This window comes from Providencia sp. PROV119, assembly GCF_028482435.1.
GTDB lineage: Bacteria > Pseudomonadota > Gammaproteobacteria > Enterobacterales > Enterobacteriaceae > Providencia > Providencia stuartii.
In genome coordinates this window covers 30,792-55,045 of sequence record NZ_JAMPQL010000014.1, presented here as the reverse complement: position 1 = coordinate 55,045, position 24,254 = coordinate 30,792, and the positions used below count along the sequence as shown (strand labels likewise).

Here is a 24,254-nt window from a genome sequence, read left to right as displayed (position 1 = left end):
GGATACCGTTGCGGCTTTTTCTTTACTGCTCAAGAGTAATGCCTTTGTCGCCTACTAGGTAGTACAAAACTTCCAGCCATAGCCAATATCTCATTGATGAATTTCGGTATTTTCCCCGGAGCTACTGCGGAAAGTAGGCTTAGACTTGAGCCATGGAAAGAGAACGAAAAAGAGAGATTTCCATTACAGCCCATACCATCATTCCCATCGGAAGACGGCGTTTTCTTATTGTAACAATCCCAGTATCCACGAGACATTCGTCAATGAGTTCAGCGGAAAGGAGCTCAGAAAGGGCTGTAAATTATTTTGGCGAAAAAGCCTGAACAGTCTTGAGAGCTTGACTAAGTAACATAAAAAAATCCGTAATCTTGGGATGATTACGGATTTTTACAGCACTGTAGGATCGTTCAACCTATTATTGAGTTCTTAACTGACTGATCGGCATTAGGGTTTTGCCCGCGTTTTTCGATTTCAAAATAAGGCGCTGTCACGCTTGTGGTTAGTAGCCCCGTGCTAAGATGGGTTTTAAGAAACGAGCAGTATGCGATTTTTCACATTCAGCTACTTCTTCAGGTGTACCAGCAATCAAGATTTCACCGCCACCACTTCCCCCTTCAGGGCCTAAATCAACAATCCAATCAGCGGTTTTGATCACATCTAAGTTATGTTCAATGACGACAATCGTATTGCCTTGGTCACGTAATTGATGCAGTACCGTCAAAAGCTGCTGAATATCGGCAAAATGCAGCCCAGTGGTTGGCTCATCAAGGATATAGATGGTTTGCCCAGTACCGCGTTTCGATAGCTCACGAGCCAGTTTCACACGTTGTGCTTCACCACCGGATAAGGTCGTCGCTGATTGGCCTAAGCGGATATAGGATAACCCCACATCCATCAAGGTTTGCAGCTTACGAGCCAGTGCTGGCACAGCATCAAAGAAATCACGAGCCTCTTCGATAGTCATATCAAGCACTTCGTGGATACTTTTGCCTTTATATTTTATCTCTAATGTTTCGCGGTTATAGCGCTTACCTTTACATTGATCACAGGGCACATAAACGTCAGGTAAGAAGTGCATTTCAACTTTGATAACACCATCACCTTGGCAGGCTTCACAGCGCCCCCCTTTAACGTTAAAGCTAAAACGACCTGGATTGTAGCCACGAGTACGAGATTCCGGTACACCAGCAAATAACTCACGAATCGGTGTAAACACCCCTGTATAAGTCGCTGGATTTGAGCGAGGCGTTCGCCCGATAGGGCTTTGGTCGATATCGATGACTTTGTCAAAGTGTTCAAGCCCTTCAACATCAAGATAAGGTGCTGGTGTAATTGTGGTGGCACCATTCAATTGACGTTGTGCGATAGGGAATAAGGTATCGTTGATCAATGTGGATTTCCCTGAACCCGATACCCCAGTGATACAGGTAAATAGGCCAACAGGAAGCTTTAAGGTCACATTTTTCAGGTTATTCCCTTTAGCGCCAAACAGTTTGAGCATCTTGTCTTTATTGACGGGAACCCGTTTTTTAGGGATATCAATGCGCCGTTCGCCACTTAGGAACTTGCCTGTTAAAGAGTCTGTATTGGCGACAATATCTTCTAAGGTGCCTTGTGCAACGATTTGACCACCATGGACGCCAGCCCCCGGACCAATATCAATGATATGATCTGCGGCGCGAATAGCATCTTCATCGTGCTCTACCACAATAACGGTATTACCTAGATTGCGTAGATGAATGAGGGTTTCCAACAAGCGATCATTATCGCGTTGATGGAGACCGATTGACGGTTCATCCAGAACATACATGACCCCGACAAGGCCTGCACCAATTTGACTAGCGAGACGGATACGTTGCGCCTCACCGCCCGATAAAGTATCTGCCGAACGAGAAAGCGTTAAGTAATTAAGACCAACATTCACCAAAAATTTTAATCGGTCACTAATTTCTTTAAGGACTTTTTCTGCAATTTTTGCCCGTTGCCCGCTGAGTTTAAGATTTTGGAAAAACGCCATCGCATGACCAATACTGTAGTCAGCAATTTCAGGCAACGTGGTATTTTCGACAAAAACAAAACGCGCCTCTTTACGTAAACGTGTTCCGTGACATGTCACACAAGGGCGATTGCTAATGTATTTGGCGAGTTCTTCCCGTACCGCCGTTGATTCCGTTTCTTTATAGCGGCGTTCCATGTTATTGAGCACCCCTTCAAAAGGGTGGTGACGAACCGTAATATCGCCGCGATCATTACGATATTTGAACTCAATCGTCTCTTTACCTGAGCCGTACAGAATAATTTTCTGAATGGAAGGACTCAGAGAATCATAAGGGGCTTCAACATCAAATTTATAATGCTCAGCAAGGGATTGCAGCATTTGGAAGTAGTAGAAGTTCCGGCGATCCCAGCCGCGAATAGCCCCACCTGCGAGTGATATCTCGGTATTTTGGATCACCCTTTCAGGATCAAAAAATTGTTGAACACCAAGGCCATCACAGCTCGGACATGCCCCGGCGGGGTTATTAAAGGAGAATAAGCGAGGCTCTAATTCCACCATGCTATAGCCGCATACCGAGCAGGCAAAATTGGCTGAAAACACTAACTCTTCTGCGTCGGGATCATCCATATCGGCAACAATCGCGGTACCGCCGGATAGCTCAAGAGCGGTTTCGAAAGATTCAGCGAGGCGCTGTGCGATATCATCACGGATCTTAAAGCGGTCAACCACAACTTCAATGGTATGCTTCTTTTGTAACTCCAACGTTGGAGGATCGGACAGATCACACACTTCACCGTCGATACGTGCACGAATATAGCCCTGAGAGGCCAAGTTATCTAACAATTTGACATGTTCACCTTTGCGGTCTTTCACGACAGGGGCTAATAACATCATGCGACGATCAACAGGCTGTGCTAGCACGTTATCGACCATTTGACTCACGGTTTGAGCCGCTAGCGGAATATCGTGATCTGGGCAGCGTGGTTCACCTACACGGGCAAATAATAAACGTAAGTAGTCATGGATTTCGGTGATTGTGCCCACCGTTGACCTTGGGTTATGAGAGGTGGATTTTTGTTCAATCGAAATAGCGGGTGATAACCCTTCTATATGATCAACATCGGGTTTCTCCATCAGTGAGAGAAATTGCCTTGCATAGGCGGATAAGGACTCTACATAGCGCCGTTGACCTTCTGCATAGAGTGTGTCAAAAGCTAATGATGATTTCCCTGAACCTGACAACCCCGTAATAACTATCAGTTTGTCTCGGGGGATGATGAGATTGATGTTTTTCAGATTATGAGTGCGGGCACCGCGTACTTCGATATTATCCATTTACCACTTCCCGGATGATTTGATAGTGAACAATCATAAGTGAATCATTATCGCACAATTCAGACTGAATGAATATACAGTGTTTTATTAAAAAACAGATTATAATCATGTGATCTTGAGTTGTCGCGTTGTTGATTATATTCATTCGCACTGAACAAGGCTGGTGTTTGCATTGTCGAATTATTAATGTATCGCGTAGCTGCACAGTAAATTATTCAGGTTGTCAGTTTGTGAACCTTCAAGAACGATACAATTTAAATTTTCAAAGCTGCTCGCAACTTGAGCAAGCTACATCTATTTTAGTATGCAATTCGTATGCATTATGGGTTGGTCGTGCTAAACTTCACGACTAATACAGAGATTAAATTTAATGGATCAGGAGTGTTTAAATGGCCAGCAGAGGCGTAAATAAAGTAATTCTTATCGGTAACTTAGGGCAAGATCCTGAAATCCGTTACATGCCTAACGGTGGTGCTGTTGCAAACCTGACTCTGGCAACTTCTGAAAGCTGGCGCGATAAGCAAACTGGTGAAATGCGTGAGAAAACAGAATGGCATCGTGTCGTGATTTTCGGCAAATTAGCTGAAGTTGCTGGTGAATATCTGAAAAAAGGTTCTCAAGTCTATATTGAAGGTTCTTTGCAGACTCGCAAATGGCAAGACCAAAGTGGTCAAGACCGTTACACCACTGAAGTTGTGGTTAACATCGGTGGCTCAATGCAAATGTTAGGCGGTCGTGGTGGCGAATCATCAGGCCAAAGCCAAGGTGGTCAAAGCGGTTGGGGTCAGCCTCAGCAACCAGCGGCTCAGCAATTCAGTGGCGGCGGCGCCCCAGCGCGTTCACCAGCACCTGCGCCACAAAGCAGCGAACCACCAATGGACTTCGATGACGATATTCCGTTCTGATTGGAATAAAAATTCGAATTAAAGTAGATCTGAGGCTTTTTTAGCCGTCTGATTTACAAAGTGCAGAAAACAAACTTCAGCCTTCTAAGTGTGAGAACATTTAGAAGGTTTTTTGTTTTAGACAAATGTTGGGTGTTGAATAAATACTAAAAATATTATTTTTTATTTAGGTAAATAGTGGTCGTTCCCTCTCTTTTCACCAATCAGAATCATTCCATTAGACTGAAAGATAATTCCCTAAAAGAAGCTATATGTAATGGCTAACAATACGGAAAGAGTGTTTGTGCTTTTACCAAATGAATTTATTGTTTCAGAAGCATTTTAATATCAATAAATTGAACAGAAATTTGAGAACGTTCGCAGTTTTTTACCTCCGGCTGGAAAAGGTAAAATGTGGCTTTATTATGCAGTTCATGAAGCGAGAAAATAATAATGGAAGTCGTGCTATTGCCTTTAAATATAAATAATATTAATGCAGTTGATATTTTTTGTTTCCTATTAGCTTGAATGAATACACGTGATATTCAGGTTGAAAATCGATGCTCTAAATTATCAGGCTGTTTGAATATAGCGAACATTATGCAATTTCACGACTTGTTGCTACCCAAACTTATCAACGGTGAACTTACCGAATAAATTAAGGAGTAATAATGAACCGTGCCGAAGCCCTACAACTACTAAGAACCGCTCTAGCTAGCCCTACTGCCGAATTTCGAGATGGTCAGTGGGAAGCGATTGATACACTAGTAAATCATCGACAGAAGTTACTCGTTGTACAGCGAACAGGTTGGGGGAAGAGTTCGGTTTATTTTATCAGTACGAAGATTTTCCGCGATAGAGGTATGGGGCCAACGATTATTGTATCGCCATTGTTGGCCTTGATGCGCAACCAAATTGAATCAGCGGAACGTTTGGGGATTGTGGCTGAGACGATGAACTCAACTAACCAAGATGATTGGCAAAGTGTTACGCAGCGTATTCACAATAATCAAATTGATTGTTTGTTGATTTCACCTGAACGGTTAGCTAATGATAGTTTTATTGAAACAGTACTTCAGCCTATTGCAGATCGTATCGCTTTGATGGTGATTGATGAAACTCATTGTATTTCCGATTGGGGGCATGATTTCCGCCCTGACTACCGTCGCATTGTGAATATTTTGCGTCAGTTACCTGCAAACACCCCAGTATTAGGCACCACTGCGACGGCTAATAATCGTGTCGTCGATGATATTCAGGCCTTACTTGGTCATATCCGGATCCAGCGTGGTTCATTGATCCGAGAGAGCCTTGCATTGCAAACCATGGTTCTGCCCGATCAAAGTTCTCGTCTAGCATGGCTAGCTCAGGTAATTCCCAATTTGCCGGGTACAGGCATCGTTTACACATTAACAGTACGTGATGCTGAACAAGTTGCTGAATGGCTAAATCGTAACGGTATCGATGCGAAGGCTTATCATAGCAGCGTTGAAAGTGATGATTTTGAAAATAGTAATGTTTACCGTCAACATTTAGAGGAATTACTATTTAATAATCAATTAAAGGTGTTGGTGGCGACGACCGCGTTAGGCATGGGTTATGATAAACCCGACCTAAGTTTCGTCATTCACTATCAAGCTCCGGGGTCTATTGTCGCTTATTATCAGCAAGTAGGGCGTGCTGGCCGTGGTATTGACCATGCAGTAGGCGTATTAATGTCTGGTGTAGAGGATCGGGACATTCATGAATTTTTCTGGGGCTCAGCGTTTCCATCTGAAATGCAAGTCAATGAGGTTTTACAGGCGCTAGAACAGGGTGATGGTTTATCAATACGTAATATCGAGGAGAAAACTAACCTGCGCTACGGGCAGATTGAGAAGGTACTTAAATTATTGAGCGTGGAAAACCCGGCGCCCGTCATTAAAAATGGTAGCCGCTGGGTAAGGACGCCTGTACATTACCAAATGGATCATGCGCGTATTGAACATTTAACAGGACAGCGTGTTCAAGAGTGGCAAGAAGTACAGGCCTATTTGAAAGACAGTGGATGCAAGATGACCTTTCTGCGCAAAGCTCTAGACGACCATGACCCGACTCCTTGCGGTAAGTGTGCATCCTGTATAGCACGCCCAGTTGTCAACCAAGCCATCGACCCCGCTTTGGTTCATCGGGCGGGAACTTTTCTTAAGCACGCCGAGATGGCGATTAAACCTAAAGCACAGGTTGCCGCTAATGCTTTCTTGGAGTATGGCTTTAAAGGTAGTCTGCCACAAAATCTCCGTGCTCAAGAAGGACGGGTTTTATCACGTTGGGGGGATGCTGGTTGGGGGCGTTTAGTTGCAAACAACAAATATGCTGGGTATTTTAGTGATGAATTAGTCGAAGCGATGGCAGAAATGATCCAAAACCGCTGGAAACCAACCCCTGCACCACAATGGGTCTGTTGTGTACCATCGCGAAACCATCCAGAATTAGTACCAAGTTTTGCTCGCCGTTTAGCCTCGCGACTAGGCTTGCCATTTGTGAATTCTGTGAGCAAAATTAAAGATAACCAGCCACAAAAAAGTCAGCAAAATCGTTTCCACCAGTGCCAGAATTTGGATGGCGCATTTGCTATTACAGAATTATTATGTGGGCAGCCCGTACTTTTGGTCGATGACATTGTGGACTCCGGCTGGACGCTAACAGTCATCGCGGCATTATTACAGCAGGCAGGCAGTGGTATGGTATATCCAGTTGCACTTGCCTCTTCTTCGGTAAAAGACTCATGAATGTATCTAGCTCATTGTCACCAACAGCGCAAGCGACTTTATTGCTAACTAGCTATTTTTCCAAGGCGAGTAGTGAAGCCGTCAAGCCGCTCACTAATACGGAGTGGGGGCGGTTTGCGTTATGGTTGAAAGAAAAATCAACGACACCAGCAGACCTTTTAGTCTCTGATCCGAAGGCACTACTCAGTGGGTGGCACGATGCTCGTATTAGTACAGAACGGATTGTGGAGCTATTGAACCGTGGGCATAGCCTTGCTCTTGCCATAGAGAAATGGCAACGAGCGGGTTTGTGGGTGGTTACGCGTTCTGATCCTGAATACCCAAAACGTTTAAAACAGCGGTTAAAAACAGATTCTCCCCCCGTGTTATTTGGTTGTGGGAATAAAGCGTTATTGAATATGGGGGGATTAGCCGTTATTGGTTCACGTAATGCAAGTGTGTCTGATCTCACTTATACAGACCAAATTGGTGCTAAAGCAGCATCCGATAATGTCGCGATTATTTCAGGGGCAGCACGTGGTGTCGATGAAACGGCAATGTTAGGCGCTATGCGGCAAGGTGGCGTAATTATTGGTGTGGTGGCGGATAATTTACTAAAAGCCGCAACGAGTAGTAAATGGCGTAAAGGGCTAATGGAGGGGCATGCGGTATTAGTATCACCTTTTTATCCAGAAGCGGGTTTTAGCACCGGTAATGCGATGGCTCGCAATAAGTATATTTACTGTTTAGCAGATAGCGCTCTTGTGATCCATTCAGGTAAAAAAGGGGGCACGTTAAGTGGTGCTGAAGAAAATCTAAAAAAAATGTGGGTGCCTCTATGGGTCAAGCCGACAATTGACAAAAGTGCTGCTAATGCTGATTTGGTCGCTAAAGGCGCGCGCTGGTTAACGGATGATGTGCAACACTCTAATATTGCAGAACTCATTAGAAATGACGTCAATAGTGTTGAGCAGGTAAAAGAAGAACAGCCTGATCTTTTTTCATCTGCCGTTCCTGAACAACCAGAATTATTTGCAGAGCCTAATCCAATATTAGAAGCCAACCTGCCAGAGATAGAGAGCAATGTATCAAGTGGTGTGGAGCAAACAGACAGTTTGGCCGTTTCAAAGCAGTCTATAGAGATTGAGGAGCTGCGTTCAACTCCTGTAGATTTTTATCAATTATTCACAATGGAACTTCAAGGGTTGGCTAAAGAACCAATTTCACTTGATGAACTTATTGCAAAGACAGAATTACACAAATCACAATTAAATGAGTGGTTGAAGCGCGCAGAAAAAGATGGCTTAGTAAAAAAACTCAAACGGCCAGTCCGTTATCAAGCGGTAATTGAGAAAGAGCAGGGCTAAATACCACGCAGTGGAACAAGGATGTTTTACTTAATTGGTAACAATTGAACGAGTGATGGCAGAGTAAGGGGGTTTTAGGGATTTATAGCATTGATAAACAATATCGCCTAATATGCCGATGATCCAATGGGGGAAGCTATTACAATATAGGAGATTAATACTGAGTATCATATTATTGTGATTTGAATGTAGAAAATGACACTAATATTATCACCGTATGCAATAGGTTTAGAAAAATACCTAAATATAAAAAGTTTCTAATTAATATGGTTTTTTATTTAACCTAATAATGAAAGTTTGTCTTTTTATATCAATTATAAAATATTTATCGAGGATGAACATTAAGGGTTTCTTAATATTCAATCAAAAGGAAAAAGGATAACAAATGGATTTAAATAAAAATAAAGCTCCAGTAAGTATTATTACTAGGAGCTTATTAGTCAGTAATACAGTAATGCGTCAAATTTCGATGTCTTTTCATATTCAATGGTTAAGCGACCTTAGGCTCTAGCAACAAGAGGTCATTATAACCAGTGTCGGAAAGACGATATAAAGAAGGTGAAATACCTAAATAAGCCTTAAACCTTTTGGCAAAGGATTGCTGGGAGTCAAATTGGTATTTCAAAGCAATATCAATTACTTGAAGGTTTGTGGTTTGTAGCTCTTTCGCCGCTTCACAGATCCGTCGACGGCGTATATATTCCCCTAAAGGCATACCGACAATTTTACGAAATACCCGTTGCAAGTGCCATTTGGTATATCCAGAATGTTGTGCAATATCATCTAATGATAATCGATTAGTAAGGTTTCCTTCTATCCAAACTAGGATTTCAGAGATAATAGAGGACTGAAATTGAGTATGTTTTCTGCTATATGAAATGGGTAATTTATTATACATAATACATTTCCTATTTGTTAGATTATAAGCATATTACTCATCGGATAGCTTTTGAATAAATAAAACTTAAACAGGTTATAATACAGTGTATTCCACTATGGCAGACGACGATTACACCTGTATATATAAAATTAAATACCTATCTTATTGTTTAATTCATTGCGTAATATGTTTTTTTAAAACAATACAAAAAACAAGAATGAAAATTGAAATGACCATTGACAGGACATTCATCAATTGCCAACCGAGCGAGAAAAATAACACACCGGCTGCAAGGCTACCTAAAGCACCAAAAGAATAAATAAGAAAATCTGTCATACCTTGCACTTTTGCTCTTTCGTGATCTTCATAGCCGAGAGGCAATAGTTGGGTGGTACTGATTAAAATAAAATTCCACGCGACACCAACGAATATGCCTGATAGTAGATAGTGATAAAATTGGCTTCCCAGCAGGTTTATTGTGGCAGAGAGAAACAGCAACAAAATACCGATAACGATGATCTTTTTTGTTCCAATACGATGAATAAGGTGCCCTGTAAAAAAAGAGGGTGCGAACATACCGAGTACATGGCACTGGAATACAAGAGCTATTAAAGAGAAGGGGAAATTGTGTTGTTTCATAGAGAGTGGAATGGAAGCGAAAGTCAATACCACTAACGCATAGCCAACCGCACTTACGATAGTAATTAATTTTAATATCGGTTGTGAATACAGTTGTTTATAACTACGTTTCGCTTTGCTATGGTTTTGCCTTTGTTGTTCGACTTTTTTCAAAGGCACTCTTAATAATAAAATAAAAGCGATAACATAGATGAGCGTTAATGCACTAAAGGGGCCAGCAAAAGGGTATTCAGTGAAAAAGCGCTGTGTCATAACGGCCAACGTTGGGCCGATTAAGGCGGCTGCAATTCCTCCACTCATCACTAACCCAACCGCTTTAGCATGTAAAGCTTTAGGAGCTTCTTCGAGCGCTGCAAAACGAAATTGTTGTGCTGTACCAATGGCAATTCCTGTAAAGAATAGGCCAATTGAGAAATAGGTTAAGTTGTAATAAATAATACCAACAATGGATAGAATGGCTCCGATCATCCCAGAAAAACTCCCCAGTATAAAGCCGAGTTTTCTTGAGTATTTCTGCATTAAATATGCAATAGGAATGGTTGCCATAATTAAACCAATATATTGGCTCAGGAGTGGAACCGTAGAGTAAGTCGGATCTACGGAAAGTTTCTCGCCGATCACGACTGCCACTGAAAGTACAATAGCATTCCCCGTTGTAAACAGTGCTAATGCGATAGCTAACCACCAAACATTTTTAGGCATAATACCCTCTAAAAATCAAATAAACTAATAGAAATAATCAGTTAAGCTGAGTTTGCTTTGCCAGTTTATTGTTGTGAAATACAGGAAATGTTCAGCTTACAACTTCAAGTCAACTTGAAGTCAAGAGGGAATATCAGTCAATTTAAGAGCCTGGTTGTTATCTCGGTTTAACGAGAGGATAAAACCAAAAAATAACTAATTGCCAGTTAAATGCTCTGGTAAGTTAGTAGTGTGATATTGATCGCGTTTTAAATGTGAGATGAATAAAAATGGAAAAAATGATTGTCATTGTGAACAAGATGTGTTTTCTTAAATGCACTTACACAAAATAATGATTAATAATTTAAACCAAATTAATATCGACAGACAGGAATAACCCGTGAACATGACTCTTCATCATTCAAACCTACTACTAACCGCGCCACGTGCCGCGGTGGTCGTGCGTGTGGTGGTGGTCGTGGGCTTAGCGCCGTAACGGGAACAATCAACGCAGATTAAAAACCCCGCCGGCGCAAACCGAGCGGGGTTTTTTTATGAATCGCCGCTCGAATCTCACCGGCTAGTGTGAAGGATAAGATTATGAGCGAATCGGGTACAACATCATCAGATAAAACCTGCTACACAGGTGCAGAACTGATAGTCCATTTGTTAGAAAAACATGGCATTACCATTGTTTCAGGGATCCCTGGCGGTGCAGCCCTCCCTTTTTATGATGCTTTAGGTAAAAGCAAGCAAATCCGCCATATTTTGGCGCGTCATGAGCAAGGTGCTGGCTTTATTGCACAAGGTATTGCGCGTACAACCGGAAAAGCGGCAGTGTGTATTTCATCGAGTGGCCCAGGAGCAACGAATTTAGTCACGGCCATTGCGGACGCTAAGCTTGACTCTATTCCACTGGTTTGTATTACAGGCCAAGTTCCTTCTTCAATGATTGGCACCGATGCTTTTCAGGAAGTTGACACTTATGGGATTTCTATTCCTGTCACAAAACACAACTATTTAGTTCGTAACATCAATGAATTACCGCAAGTAATTTGTGACGCCTTCCGAATCGCAGAGTCCGGTCGTCCCGGCCCAGTATGGATTGATATTCCTAAAGATGTGCAGACGGCAACGATCGAATTAGACGCATTGCCAGATATTCAGCCAAAAGATAAGGCGCCGAACTTTGAGATGGAAAAAGTGATCCAAGCGGCGGAAATGATTAATCAGTCGAAACGTCCTGTACTTTATTTTGGGGGCGGCGTGATTAGTTCAGGCTCCACAGAGACGGCGATTGCGTTTGCAGAGAAAGCGACATTACCAACGACGATGACGCTGATGGCATTAGGGACTATTCCTATGCGCCACCCGCTCTACTTGGGAATGTTGGGAATGCATGCGGCGCGTAGCACGAATATGGTGATGGAAGAAGCTGATTTGCTAATTGTTATCGGTGCTCGCTTTGATGACCGAGCGATAGGTCGTGCAGAAAAATTCTGTCCTAATGCCAAAATTATTCATGTAGATATTGATAAAGCAGAGATCAGTAAAATTAAACGACCTGATATTGCTATCAATGCAGATGCAGGGCAAATTCTCGAGTTATTACTGCCGTTAGTTGAAAAAAATCAACGTGAAGAGTGGATGACAAGAGTTAATCAATTAAAGCAGGACTACCCATTAAATTTAAGCGAAGCCGATAATCCATTAAGCCATTACGGCTTAGTGCTTGCTGCTGCAAGAGCCGCGGGCGAAGAAGCGATAGTGACCACTGACGTTGGGCAGCATCAAATGTGGGCGGCACAGGTTTATCCGCTATCACGTCCTCGCCAGTGGTTAACATCTGGCGGTTTAGGCACGATGGGCTTTGGTCTTCCTGCCGCGATTGGTGCGGCATTGGCGAACCCAGAGCAAACCATCGTATGTTTCTCTGGTGACGGCAGCTTGATGATGAATATTCAAGAGCTTGCCACCGCAGTTGAGCACCAATTAAATATCAAAATTGTTCTGATGAATAACCAAGCATTGGGGATGGTGTATCAGCAACAAGAGCTGTTTTTTGATAACCGCATATATGCCGCAGCTTATCCATATCAAACAGATTTTATTAAAATTGCGGCGGGGTTTGGTTTGAAAACCTGTGATTTAAATACGGAAGCGGATCCTGAAATGGCATTAGAAGCGATTATGAACACGAAAGGTCCTTGCTTAATTCATGCCCTGATCGATGTGAATCAAAAGGTTTATCCAATGGTTCCACCGGGTGCAGCAAATATTGATATGATCGGAGCGTAATTATGGTTTTTGAACATCACCCAATTGCATTAGAACTTATTGTCCGCAACCATCCTGGTGTTATGTCGCATATTTGTGGCCTGTTTGCGCGTCGTGCTTTTAATGTGGACGGCATTTTATGTATGCCAATAAAAGATAAAGATGAAAGCCGAATTTGGCTATTAGTACAAAAAGATGAGCGCTTGTCACAAATGGTGAATCAAGTTGAAAAACTAGAAGATGTTAGGGAAGTCCGTTTTAGTGATGACCTAAGACTATTTGAGACAATGCAAAACTATTTGCAATAACATTGCATCGCCACTGGCTCTCTATATTCAACCTACATTTATCCTGTAGGTTGAATTTTTTATTTGGTTTGAACGCACAATTTAAGCACATTTGTTTGTTTTAATGTTCTATTGTTTCTTAAAGTGAACAATGGTGGTATAACAAACTCAGCATTACGCTGTAAAGCATCAACAAATAAGTGGGGCATTTTATGCAGAATAATATTTATCTGACTGATACTTATCGCTATGAAATTCAAACAACTGTACTTGAAAAAGGCCAAGATGATGAGGGGCAATGGGTTGCGCTAAGGGATAATATTTTTCATCCACAAGGCGGAGGTCAACCAGCCGATGCTGGGTGGATCAATGATCAGCCTGTTCGTATTAAGAAACACCCAAATGGCTGGATAATTGCTTATTTAGCGCCGGATCAGAATTTGAATGTTGGTGATGCTGTCAGTGCGAAAATTGATAAGGCACAGCGCCAATATCATGCGGCTTTGCATACGACGGGGCACTTATTAAGTTGGGAAATGGCTTGTTTTGGATGGAAGGGGCAAAAAGGGCACCATTTTCCGAATGAGTCACGAGTAGAGTTTAGTGCAATTAGTGATAACCCCACCCCCATTGAACAACTAGATGAAAGGGAAATAGAAGCTTTAGTCAATCAACGCTTGCACGGTGACTATCCTGTATCTGTTGAGCAACGAGGAGAGTTACGCCTTTGTCGCGTTTCTGAAGGTGATGAGGTGCCTTGTGGCGGCACTCATGTTGATTCACTCGGTAAAATTTGCCAGTTTGTGATTAAGTCGATGAAATATAAAAAAGGGATCTTGCGGATCAGTTATGATGCGAAGCATGTCGAAGTTTAGATACTGTCACTAAGATGCGAGTACGTCATCACGACTGTTGCATTTAATTCCCCCTCCATGCAGAGATAGGAGTGGGGAAAATCACAACTAAAGGCATAAAAATCCCCTTCTTCTAATAACACGGTTTGTTCATCTTTTAAGCGTAACATCAATGAACCAGTATGCAGCATGATATGTTCATGAGTTCCGCTCATATGTGCGGGGCTATTAATAATGGCGCCTCGTTTCATATTCAACTGCCATATTTCAGAAATATTGCCCATATTGATACGAAATTTAAATTGTTGTGAATAATCCCCTTGCTGAGGAGCTGACTTCACAAAGTAGGGGTAGGCTTCATGCTGTAATGTAAATAGATCACTCAATGGGAAGCGTAATGCGATGGCGATGGCTTCTAAGGTATCAACTCTTGGGTTTGAATCGCCAGACTCCAGTTTAGAAAGAGCCGCTTTTGAGATCCCTGATAAACGTGCTAGTTCATTCAAGGAGAGGTTCCTTGCTTGCCGGAGTAAGCGTACTTTTTGACCAATTTTAATGTTGATTTTTTTATCCACCCTGTGTCTTCCTTGAAAGTTAAATTATGCTGCTAATTCTACCATCATAACAACGTTATGTCAGAAACGTACTGATAAAGGCATAATATTTCGACAATGGAAGAAAATGAAGATGGCAACCTGATTTAATAATCAATCCGTTCACTTAGGTAATAAAAACAGGGCTTTTTTATTTATTCAGAAAAAATTATAGTGAACAAAAATACTCCCTGTAAGGGCTAATTATGCCGTTTGATTTTTTCTCGCTAGAAATGGCGATCTGTTTTTTTACACTACTGTGCGCTTATTTAGTTTTTGGGATGGCTGGGTTTGGATCCGCTTTGATAGCCACGCCTGTATTAGCAATGTATCTTCCTTTAAATATGATCGTGCCTATATTAGCACTGATTGATTTAACGGCGGCGCTGATCAATCTAGTAAAAGATGGTAAAAACGCGGATTATCAAGAAATAAAATGGATTATTCCACTCATGGTTGTGGGGAGTTTAATTGGTGCGGCTATCTTACTAAAAACACGCCCAGATATTCTGATTTTATTACTTGGTATATTTGTGATTTTTTATGTTATGAACGCCTTTTTTTCAAAGAAAGGCCAATCGCATTTTTCTAAGATATTAGTTGTTCCTTTCAGCTTGATCGGCGGTATTTTTAGTGCGTTATTTGGTAGCGGTGGCTTTATTTATGCTATGTACTTATCAAGCCGCATAGCCGATAAACAGCGCTTTCGCATCACCCAAATGACATTAATAGGCTTTAGCACGTTAACGCGTGTCACAATCTTTTTAGTGATGGGTGTCTATGTGAATGTCGATATTCTGCTGATGGCATTAGCGTTCTCACCCGCAATGTTGATTGGTATTTGGGCTGGGCGCCATATTACCTTGAAAATATCGCGAGAATCTTTCCTGAAAATTATCAATATTATTATTTTAATTTCAGGTATTGCCTTGCTATATCGTTATTTTTTTATTTTGTAACTCACGTCACTGTTAAAGATTTATCAGTATAAAATATAAAGCATGATACAATTACCTTTCGTCATCTTCGGTAATTCCAGATGATGAAGGGTTTTTATATTGTGTTTAACGTTAATAAATAGAATTTAAAATGGAAGCTTTCATTAATGAAAGCAGATTAATATCAAAATGAGCTCTGATAATCAGCGTTTACAGCATTTTCGTCGTACCCCTTCGTTCGCTATTTTTACCATTACAACCAGTATTGCTGTCATTGGTATCGTTATTGGTTTAAGTATCCCAATGGTCGCTTTGCGATTAAATAACTATGGTGTTAGCGAACTCTATATTGGCATTATTTCAGCTGCACCTGCTTTAGGGATGTTTTTAATTGCCCCTATGGTGCAACGGATTGTTCGTTGGTGTGGGAAACGACAAGCAATGCTTATCGCAACCATTATTTCTGCAATAAGTTTGCTACCGTTACTGAGTTCGTTACCATTGTGGCTGCTCTTTCCATTACGTTTGATTACAGGGTTAGCCAGCGGTGTACTGATTTGTTTAGGGGAAACATGGATTAATGAACTTAGCCCAGAAAGCAAGCGAGGCCGTATCCTCGCCATCTACACCACCGTTTTTACCGTGAGCCAACTACTCGGCCCCTCTTTTATTGCTTACTATGGCGTAGAAGATAAATCTCCATTATTGATTTGCACCTTACTTCACCTGATATCTATAGCACTATTTTTAATTATGGAACAAAAGGTGGGTGACCGTATTTCCGCGACAGCCAGTGAATCACGTTTTTCAATTATTCAGTTTGTTAAAGTCGCTCCGGGCATTTGTGCTGGTATTCTATTTTTTGCCTTTTTTGATGGCACGATTTTATCGATGTTCCCTATTTATGGTATGGGAATGGGGCATACTGAGGCGATTGCCGCGATGATGATCAGTGCAATTTTAGCGGGGGATGCGGTGATGCAAATGCCATTTGGATGGTTAGCGGACCATATGAACCGTGAAAAACTGTATCGGATTTGCGGCGTTGTCACATTAGGAGCGAGTTGTTTATTACCTTTCTTGATAACTCACCATTATTTAATTTGGGTCTTGTTATTTGTTTTGGGGGCAACAGCCGGTGCTATTTACACCATTGCGCTTGTGCAAATTGGTCAATATTTTAAAGGCAATGACCTAATTATTGCGAATGCCGCTGCGGCTATGTTATGGGGAATTGGTAATTTGTCCGGGCCGTTATTAGCTGGCGTCGCGACATCTCTTTCGCTGGCGGGGTTACCCGTATTACTCATTTTTATTGCTACAGCGTTTTTGTGGTTTACGCGTGAAAAATATAGCGCCCAAAGCACGCAACAAGCTTAACTAAAAAATAGTGTGCCAGTGGTGATAAACTGGCACAGATTTTTCATTTCTCTACTCAATGCTTTTATAAACAACTAAGTTTTCGGTGAATTCATCGGGGCGGTGGTTGCTCCAAAATAGCGTCATACCTGCGGGAGCTGGCTTGATCTGTTTTGATAACACAATTAACCAGCGGCACTGCTCTGGTTTTTCAAAGCGATCTTGCCGTTGATGTAAGATCTTTGTGTAGTAGTACAGCATAGGGGCTTCGGATTCACCGATATTATCGGATGCCATACAGTCATTGGTATGATAATGGCCTTTTAGATGTTGTTCTAAATCGACAAAGACATCTTTAAACCCTTTGGTATAGTCTATCCAGCCTAAAAATAAGCTGAATGTGATCCCCCATACGATACACATGCCTAGCGTCCAGTTTTGCATGGCACGTAAGGTAATCTGTCGGCTCAATAACGCTCCGCGTAAAAACCAGATGGCGGTGAGGATTGTCGCGACTAGCAAAGCAACTATCGAAAATGGCATTTGGTAACTCATCGGTAGCCATTTACTAAAAGGTGTAAGCCACACCTGCGTCTGACCCGAAAGGGCGATAAAATAGCAAACCCACAGGAAAATAATAAGTAGTGACCATAGCGTAGCCGCAAAGCATGAGAAACCGCGTAGCACTTTTTCAGGAAGCGCAAGCACGGTTTGGGTCCCTAAGATTGCAAGTGGGGCGATGAAAGGGAGCAAATAGAGCGCTCTACCTGTTGCTGAAATTTGTAAAAATACAATCCCAAGTAGCGGGAAAATGGTGACTAAGTACTCGTTACGGCTACGTAATCGTTTTAACGGATTTCTAATAAAATAGAGGGTAGCCAGTATGCCTGCTGGCAGTGCAAATAGCAGTACGGATGCTGGAACACGTGTTAAGTTCGCTTTGGCACCTAATTTTTCAACAGAGAAGCCTAGAAAACGACCGATATTATTTTCCCAAAACCAAGTCATAAACAGATCGGGATGTTGGCGATAGAGTAAAATAGGCCAAGGTAAAATCAAGATAAGAGCAGCGAGACCGGCGATGATTGCAGGTAGCCAAAAAAGCTTTTGGCGGCAGTGTGGTAGAAAAATCGGGGCTAGCAGTAAGCTTAACCATAACACACCCGGAATAAACACCCCTTTTGATAGCATGGTGATCACTGTGCCAAACATTAGCCATAATGCGGACATCGCAACCTTTTCTTGGCGTATTAGCCCAAGAATGCCGTACAAACCGATAGTAGCACCTGTAATGAGTGCAACATCCGTAAACATATCATGGCTATGCCTTAAAATGCCGGGGGCGCAAAGGTAGAGTGCGAATGCAATCCAAATGCGTTTATCACTAATATGGTCTGTATTGAAGGCTCGGCGAGCAAGTAGAATAAAAAATGAAAAGTTAATCACTGAAAATAACAATGTCGCACTGCGCGCCGCATCATAAAGCGGCATAAAGCCAGATAGCAAATGGGCACTGATGGTGGCGACCCAATAGTACAGTGGTGGCTTCTCCATAAACGGTTCGCCAGCATTCGTTGGTACGAGCCAATTACCTGTTTCGAACATAGTTTGGATAATACCAAAGCTATAGTTTTCATCTTGCTTCCACGGAGTGTGCCCGTAAATACCAGGTAAAAGATAGATGGCGAGAAAGCCAATAAATAAAATTAATGACTTTTGATTAGGTGTTAATTTTTTTTGCATTGTTCTTGCAGTGAATATATGTCAGTAATTAATAATTTTATGTGATATTTAATTTTAACGAGATCAAATATAATTAATGTTTACACATAAAAATTGTTAACATGATGAAATTAAAGTTGATTTTTATTTAAATTCTCGTTGTCAGATTATATTTTTGCAGCATTATATTCTATGTAATAAATGCGATTTAAAAAATAAGTTATTTGTCATCCTCTCGCTAATACCCCTCACTATTATTTAGCGAAGCAACACTTAACTCTAACAAAATATTTATTAACTGTAGCTAAACGAAAAGAAAATCCATTCACAATAGAGAGGGCTAATAAGTCGGATAGTAAGGATGCCAAATTCGGTAAAACCTCCTCACTGCGCTAGGGATAAAATCTAAAAATTTATGTTAAGTTTGCTTTGTTGTGTGCGATTGCCCCATGTAACTTGAAAACACTTGATCAATACGTCGATTTCGATTGATAATTGCCCGCTTCATAGTCTGCCATCTCTATTGTTAAAGCCAAACGATTGCGTGAGAGTGGGGAGTGAGTAAATCACTCGCTCAATCAGTTTTTTCTAAAAACGTAATCGTTTTCGTCAGTGAGATTAGGCGCTTTTTGTCATATTTAGCAGGGGTATTTCCATGTCTGGCCAACAGGCTTCAACCAATTGCAAATTGGATAAATATTTTAAAATTTCTGCGCGTGGCTCTTCGGTTCGCCGTGAAATTATTGCAGGGTTAACGACATTTTTGGCGATGGTGTATTCCGTCATTGTCGTTCCGGGAATGTTAGGGCAGGCAGGGTTCCCTCCTACAGCTGTCTTTATTGCGACCTGTTTAGTGGCGGGTTTTGGCTCACTATTGATGGGGCTGTGGGCTAACCTGCCAATGGCGATTGGTTGTGCGATTTCACTTACCGCATTTACGGCTTTTAGCTTGGTGTTAGGCCAGAAAATCAGTATCCCTGTTGCTTTAGGGGCCGTGTTTCTTATGGGGTGCCTGTTTACTATTATTTCGGTGACAGGAATTCGTAGCTGGATCCTGCGTAATATGCCTATGGGGATTGCGCACGGTACTGGGATTGGTATTGGGTTATTTTTATTACTGATAGCCGCAAATGGTGTCGGGCTGGTCGTTAAAAACCCAAATGAAGGGCTACCTGTTGCACTTGGCGATTTTACCTCTTTCCCTGTATTAATGGCATTAGCGGGTTTAGCGGTTATTTTTGGCTTAGAGAAGCGTCGCGTGCCCGGTGGTGTTCTGTTGGTGATTATTGCTATTTCAATCATAGGGTTAATTTTTGACCCTGCCGTTAAGTACCAAGGTTTCTTTAAGCTTCCTTCATTAGGTGAAGATGGTTTATCACTGATCATGAGCATGGACATTATGGGAGCCTTGCAACCTATCGTGTTACCAAGCTTATTAGCATTGGTCATGACCGCAGTCTTTGATGCGACAGGAACCATCCGTGCGGTTGCTGGTCAAGCTAACTTGCTGGATAAAGATGGGCAAATTATTAATGGTGGTAAAGCATTAACTGCGGACTCGGTAAGCAGTATCTTTGCTGGAGCGATTGGGGCTTCTCCTGCTGCGGTTTATATCGAATCTGCTGCTGGTACTGCTGCTGGTGGTCGTACGGGGCTTACTGCGGTGGTCGTTGGCCTGTTGTTCTTATTGATTCTATTTTTATCCCCCTTGTCTTATTTAGTACCTGCGTATGCGACGGCGCCGGCTTTGATGTATGTCGGTCTGTTGATGTTGAGTAATGTTTCTAAACTGAACTTTGATGACTTTGTCGATTCGATGTCCGGTTTATTATGTGCTGTGTTTATTGTTCTGACCTGTAACATTGTTACTGGCATTATGTTAGGTTTCGCCGCATTGGTGATTGGACGTATCTTTGCAGGTGAGTGGCGTAAGCTGAATATTGGAACCGTGGTTATTGCTGTTCTATTAGTGGCATTTTATGCTGCTGATTTAGCGATTTAAGATTCGTTGTTCTGTGGGGGCTGGCGCATCGGCTGCCCCCTAATGTATTATCGCGATTAATCTTAAAGTTTGAATTATTTTCCCGCCTAGTAGTTAGTTAAGGATAGAATAGACAAAAGGCGGTGAAACATGTGAAATCCGCGGGTTTTCACGAGTTGCTGGCTTTACTGAAAAATTTCATGGCCTGACGAGCTACCTAATATTCTGCTGCGACGGGTCATATTTGGGTTTGGTTCATTTCGTTAATCAGTAAGGGCAACATGGAAATTTTCTTTACTATTCTCATCTTAATTTTGGCAGTTTCTGTTTCAGGTGTGGTGACAAAAGTCATCCCTGTTCGCGTTCCATTACCCTTAATTCAAATCGCGATTGGTGCATTGCTTGCATGGCCTCAGTTTGGATTACATGTCACGTTTGACCCTGAACTCTTTATGGTTCTATTGATCCCGCCATTGCTATTCGTTGATGGCTGGAAAACGCCAACACGTGAATTTTTCCAAAATGGTCGTGAGATTTTCATCCTAGTATTAGTACTGGTATTGGTAACCGTTGTGGGTATCGGTTATCTCATTTACTGGTTAATGCCGGGTATTCCTTTGATTGCTGCATTTGCACTTGCTGCTGTCCTTTCGCCAACGGATGCGGTAGCGCTCTCTTCGATTGTCGGTAAAGGTCGTATACCTAAGCGTATGATGAGCGTGTTGGAAGGCGAAGCATTGATGAATGACGCTTCAGGTCTGGTTGCATTAAAATTTGCGGTTGCGATTGCAATGGAAACCATGATGTTCTCAGTGTCTGGTGTCACGATTGAATTTTTTAAAGTGGCGATAGGTGGTTTGCTATCCGGTATCATTGTGACTTGGGTTTACAGCAAGTCATTGCGCTTAATGAGTCGCTGGAGTGGCGATGATCCTGCAACCCAAATTGTCTTTATGTTATTGCTGCCTTTTGCCTCTTATATGATTGCGGAGCATATCGGTTTCTCAGGCATTTTGGCTGCGGTGGCTGCGGGGATGACAATCACCAAATCTGGGGTGATCCGTAATGCGCCATTAGCGATGAGACTGCGTGCTGACAGCGTATGGTCAATGTTAGAATTCGTATTTAACGGTTTGGTGTTTATCATGCTTGGCTTACAATTGCCGGGGATTTGGGAAACATCAGTACTGCAAGCGGAACTGGATCCTAGCGTAGAAACGTGGATGTTGTTTGCGGCAGTCGCCATTATCTACTTTGCCTTGCTAATTTTGCGTTTTTGTTGGTTATGGCTCATGAAAAGGTTTAGCCGCCTGTTCCTGAAAAAAAGGCCACTGCAATTTGCTAACTATACGGTACGTGAGCTGTGGCTAGCTTCTTTTGCGGGAGTTCGTGGGGCGATTACCTTAGCCGGTGTGCTTTCAGTACCCCTCTTTTTAAGTGATGGTTCACCTTTCCCAGCGCGTTATCAATTAGTCTTTATTGCGGCAGGGGTGATTTTATTCTCAATATTCGCGGGCGTCATCGCGTTACCGCTGTTGCTGCGCAACTTTAAAGTCGGTGATAAAGAAGCGGATATTAACGAAATTCGTATGGCGAAAGCCGCAATGGCTGAAGTCGCCATTGTGAGTTTAAACAAGATGGAAGAGCGTTTATCGGCGGATGTTGATGAAAAATTAGACCCAGAGGATATTAGTGAAGTGGCTTCAAGGGTTACGGGGCATTTGCGCCGACGTACCGCTAGCCAAGATGAAATCGAACATAACTTACAGATTGAAGATTTAGAGCGGCGCTTTAGGCTAACCGCATTACGTGCTGAACGTGGTGAGTTATATCACCTGCGTGCAACGCGTAAAATTAGCAATGAAACGCTGCAATCCTTACTGACGGATCTCGATTTGTTGGAAGCTGTATTGATTGAAAAAGAGCATTAATTGAGAACAATACAATAATGTGGTTACTTGTGATTACGACGCTGCTTTGGGCAGCGTCTTTTAGTCTTATTGGTGAATATCTCGCTGGGCAAGTGGATAGCTGGCTATCCGTCCTAATACGTGTTTCTTTAGCGGCATTGGTCTTCTTGCCATTTTTACGTTGGCGAGGGCTGGGATTCAAAGTGATTGTGCTGTACATGATTGTTGGTGCATGCCAACTCGGTATTATGTATTTCTTTGTGTTCCAAGCGTATCGCCATCTCACCGTCGCGGAATTTTTGTTATTTACGGTACTCACCCCTCTGTATGTGACGCTCATTTATGATCTATTGGAGCGCCAACGTTTACGGATGGGCTATTTGTTTAGCTCGCTACTTGCCGTTATTGGTGCAGCCATCATTCGTTATGACCATCTTAGTGAATCTTTCTGGGTAGGTCTGATATTTGTGCAATTAGCTAATATCTTCTTTGCTGTCGGTCAGGTGGGATATAAGCGTTTGATGGAAATATATCCTATCCCTCAGCATCAAGCTTTTTCATGGTTTTATATCGGTGCAACGCTGGTCGCACTGTTCGGATGGGGGCTATTTGGGGATAAATCGCTAGTGCCAACCACACATGTTCAATGGTGGGTTTTACTGTGGTTAGGTGTTGTGGCTTCTGGCATCGGTTACTTTATGTGGAATTATGGCGCCACAAAAGTAGACGCCGGAACCCTTGCTATCATGAATAATATGATGGTTCCAGCGGGGCTACTGGTTAATTTTGCCATCTGGCAACAGCATCCAGATTGGTTGAGTTTTACCATTGGAGCGAGCCTGATTGTCGCGTCTCTGTGGGTACATAGGCGTTGGATACTTTCACCGGTTTCACGTAAGACAGATTCTCAACGGCATGATTAGTGGCCGTTTTGGTAAAAGCTTCAATAGCGGGTTGGCGTTGCTCTCCTTCACGGCATGCAGCGTACAACCGGCTCCACAAACCACTCCCTAATGTTTTTATACTAATTAACCCTTGTTTTTCAAACGAATCCACCGCCCAATGTGGTAATGCGGCGATCCCCATTTTAGCTGCCACCATCTGTATTAAAATCAATGTATTATCAACGGCTTTCACCTTTGGTGAAACCCCAGCTGGCTGTAAGAAATGGCGCCAAACATCAAAGCGATGACGTTGTACTGGGTAAATTAGTAAGGTCTCATCGGCGAGATCATGAGGCTCGATAATCGGTTTTTTTGCTAAAGGGTGATCATTAGCCACAATTAATTTTACTTCATAATCAAACAGCGGCGTGTAGTGGATCTCTTTATCAGCCAAGATATCTGAAGTCAGTACAATATCCAGCTCTCGTGAAAGTAATTCGGGCTGCGGGTCAAAAGTCACTCCCGATTTAAAATCCACTGAAACTTGCGGCCATGTTTGCCTAAATTGCTGTAATGCAGGTGTTAGCCATTGAATGCAGCTATGGCATTCGATAGCGATACGTAGCGTCGACACGCCCGGTTCATTACAAATACGAATAGCATCTTTCACCATTGGTAATACTTGGTGTGCCAGTTGCAATAGCACTTCCCCTTGCGGTGTAAATCGTAATGGCTGGCTTTTACGAATAAATAGCTTAAAGCCCAAACGATGTTCTAAGTCACTAAATTGATGTGACAATGCTGACTGAGTCTGGTGCAGGTAAGTTGCAGCCGCTGCCAATGAGCCATGTTGGCTGAGCGCATGCAATGTTTTTAGATGTTTTAATTCGATCATGAGAAACCTTCAAGATGAC

19 protein-coding genes are annotated in these 24,254 nt (G+C 42.3%); 12 read left to right on the top strand and 7 right to left on the bottom strand.

The window, feature by feature from the left end:
* Positions 1-139 precede the first annotated feature (139 nt).
* Positions 140-250, bottom strand: coding sequence for a transposase domain-containing protein (locus tag PSF11_RS21330; protein ID WP_350572682.1), 111 nt, complete (start codon positions 248-250; stop codon positions 140-142).
* Positions 251-499: 249 nt separating this feature from the next.
* Positions 500-3,334 (bottom strand): excinuclease ABC subunit UvrA, encoded by a 2,835-nt coding sequence (gene uvrA / locus PSF11_RS13165; RefSeq protein ID WP_061064667.1) that lies wholly within the window; start codon positions 3,332-3,334, stop codon positions 500-502.
* Between the two features lie 389 nt (positions 3,335-3,723).
* Between uvrA and PSF11_RS13160 the strand changes: the two genes are divergently transcribed.
* The 3 genes from PSF11_RS13160 (at position 3,724) to PSF11_RS13150 (ending at position 8,335) form a co-directional block, all read left to right on the top strand.
* Positions 3,724-4,239, top strand: coding sequence for a single-stranded DNA-binding protein (locus PSF11_RS13160; RefSeq protein ID WP_004924506.1), 516 nt, complete (start codon positions 3,724-3,726; stop codon positions 4,237-4,239).
* 650 nt (positions 4,240-4,889) lie between these two features.
* Positions 4,890-6,989 carry a RecQ family ATP-dependent DNA helicase gene (locus PSF11_RS13155; RefSeq protein ID WP_004924500.1) on the top strand — a complete coding sequence of 700 codons (2,100 nt, stop codon included), beginning with the start codon at positions 4,890-4,892 and terminating at the stop codon, positions 6,987-6,989.
* Positions 6,986-8,335: a DNA-processing protein DprA gene (locus tag PSF11_RS13150; RefSeq protein ID WP_036941998.1), complete on the top strand. Its 1,350-nt coding sequence runs from the start codon at positions 6,986-6,988 to the stop codon at positions 8,333-8,335. The genes PSF11_RS13155 and PSF11_RS13150 overlap by 4 nt, the downstream gene beginning before the upstream one ends.
* A gap of 490 nt (positions 8,336-8,825) precedes the next feature.
* On the opposite strand, the gene aarP is transcribed toward PSF11_RS13150, so the two are convergent.
* Both aarP and PSF11_RS13140 read right to left on the bottom strand, forming a co-directional pair.
* Entirely contained in the window at positions 8,826-9,233 is a 408-nt protein-coding gene (gene aarP, locus PSF11_RS13145) for an HTH-type transcriptional activator AarP (RefSeq protein WP_004924490.1), read from the bottom strand.
* 156 nt (positions 9,234-9,389) lie between these two features.
* Positions 9,390-10,556 (bottom strand): MFS transporter, encoded by a 1,167-nt coding sequence (locus PSF11_RS13140; protein WP_060560925.1) that lies wholly within the window; start codon positions 10,554-10,556, stop codon positions 9,390-9,392.
* A gap of 385 nt (positions 10,557-10,941) precedes the next feature.
* Here PSF11_RS13140 and ivbL point away from each other — a divergent pair, with 385 nt between their 5' ends.
* From ivbL to PSF11_RS13120, 4 genes are all read left to right on the top strand, one after another.
* Positions 10,942-11,031: an ilvB operon leader peptide IvbL gene (gene ivbL / locus PSF11_RS13135; RefSeq protein WP_154598840.1), complete on the top strand. Its 90-nt coding sequence runs from the start codon at positions 10,942-10,944 to the stop codon at positions 11,029-11,031.
* 104 nt (positions 11,032-11,135) lie between these two features.
* Complete coding sequence (gene ilvB, locus PSF11_RS13130; RefSeq protein WP_014656869.1) at positions 11,136-12,833, top strand: acetolactate synthase large subunit; 1,698 nt, start codon at positions 11,136-11,138, stop codon at positions 12,831-12,833.
* Positions 12,834-12,835: 2 nt separating this feature from the next.
* On the top strand, positions 12,836-13,120 hold the full coding sequence (gene ilvN / locus PSF11_RS13125; protein WP_004924476.1) for an acetolactate synthase small subunit: 285 nt from the start codon (positions 12,836-12,838) through the stop codon (positions 13,118-13,120).
* A 191-nt stretch (positions 13,121-13,311) separates the two neighbouring features.
* The gene (locus PSF11_RS13120; protein WP_014656868.1) at positions 13,312-13,974 is read left to right on the top strand and encodes a hypothetical protein; all 663 of its coding nucleotides are present in this window, start codon (positions 13,312-13,314) and stop codon (positions 13,972-13,974) included.
* Here PSF11_RS13120 and PSF11_RS13115 read toward each other — a convergent pair.
* A complete protein-coding gene (locus PSF11_RS13115; RefSeq protein ID WP_004924471.1) occupies positions 13,971-14,528 on the bottom strand; it encodes a helix-turn-helix domain-containing protein in 558 nt (185 codons plus the stop codon). The genes PSF11_RS13120 and PSF11_RS13115 overlap by 4 nt on opposite strands.
* A gap of 224 nt (positions 14,529-14,752) precedes the next feature.
* Here PSF11_RS13115 and PSF11_RS13110 point away from each other — a divergent pair, with 224 nt between their 5' ends.
* Together PSF11_RS13110 and PSF11_RS13105 are read left to right on the top strand one after the other, a co-directional pair.
* The gene (locus tag PSF11_RS13110) at positions 14,753-15,505 is read left to right on the top strand and encodes a sulfite exporter TauE/SafE family protein (RefSeq protein WP_014656867.1); all 753 of its coding nucleotides are present in this window, start codon (positions 14,753-14,755) and stop codon (positions 15,503-15,505) included.
* Positions 15,506-15,673: 168 nt separating this feature from the next.
* Positions 15,674-16,864, top strand: a complete 1,191-nt coding sequence (locus PSF11_RS13105; protein WP_004924464.1) for an MFS transporter — start codon at positions 15,674-15,676, stop codon at positions 16,862-16,864.
* 51 nt (positions 16,865-16,915) lie between these two features.
* Here the strand turns inward: PSF11_RS13105 and PSF11_RS13100 are convergent, their stop codons facing one another.
* Entirely contained in the window at positions 16,916-18,586 is a 1,671-nt protein-coding gene (locus tag PSF11_RS13100; protein ID WP_072502552.1) for an ArnT family glycosyltransferase, read from the bottom strand.
* Positions 18,587-19,220: 634 nt separating this feature from the next.
* Here PSF11_RS13100 and PSF11_RS13095 point away from each other — a divergent pair.
* From PSF11_RS13095 to PSF11_RS13085, 3 genes are all read left to right on the top strand, one after another.
* Positions 19,221-20,567 (top strand): NCS2 family permease, encoded by a 1,347-nt coding sequence (locus tag PSF11_RS13095; RefSeq protein ID WP_004924678.1) that lies wholly within the window; start codon positions 19,221-19,223, stop codon positions 20,565-20,567.
* 260 nt (positions 20,568-20,827) lie between these two features.
* A complete protein-coding gene (locus PSF11_RS13090) occupies positions 20,828-22,477 on the top strand; it encodes a Na+/H+ antiporter (protein ID WP_004924681.1) in 1,650 nt (549 codons plus the stop codon).
* A gap of 17 nt (positions 22,478-22,494) precedes the next feature.
* Positions 22,495-23,379, top strand: a complete 885-nt coding sequence (locus PSF11_RS13085) for a carboxylate/amino acid/amine transporter (protein WP_014656864.1) — start codon at positions 22,495-22,497, stop codon at positions 23,377-23,379.
* On the opposite strand, the gene metR is transcribed toward PSF11_RS13085, so the two are convergent.
* Positions 23,279-24,235, bottom strand: a complete 957-nt coding sequence (gene metR, locus PSF11_RS13080) for an HTH-type transcriptional regulator MetR (protein ID WP_004924682.1) — start codon at positions 24,233-24,235, stop codon at positions 23,279-23,281. The genes PSF11_RS13085 and metR overlap by 101 nt on opposite strands.
* Positions 24,236-24,254 lie beyond the last annotated feature (19 nt).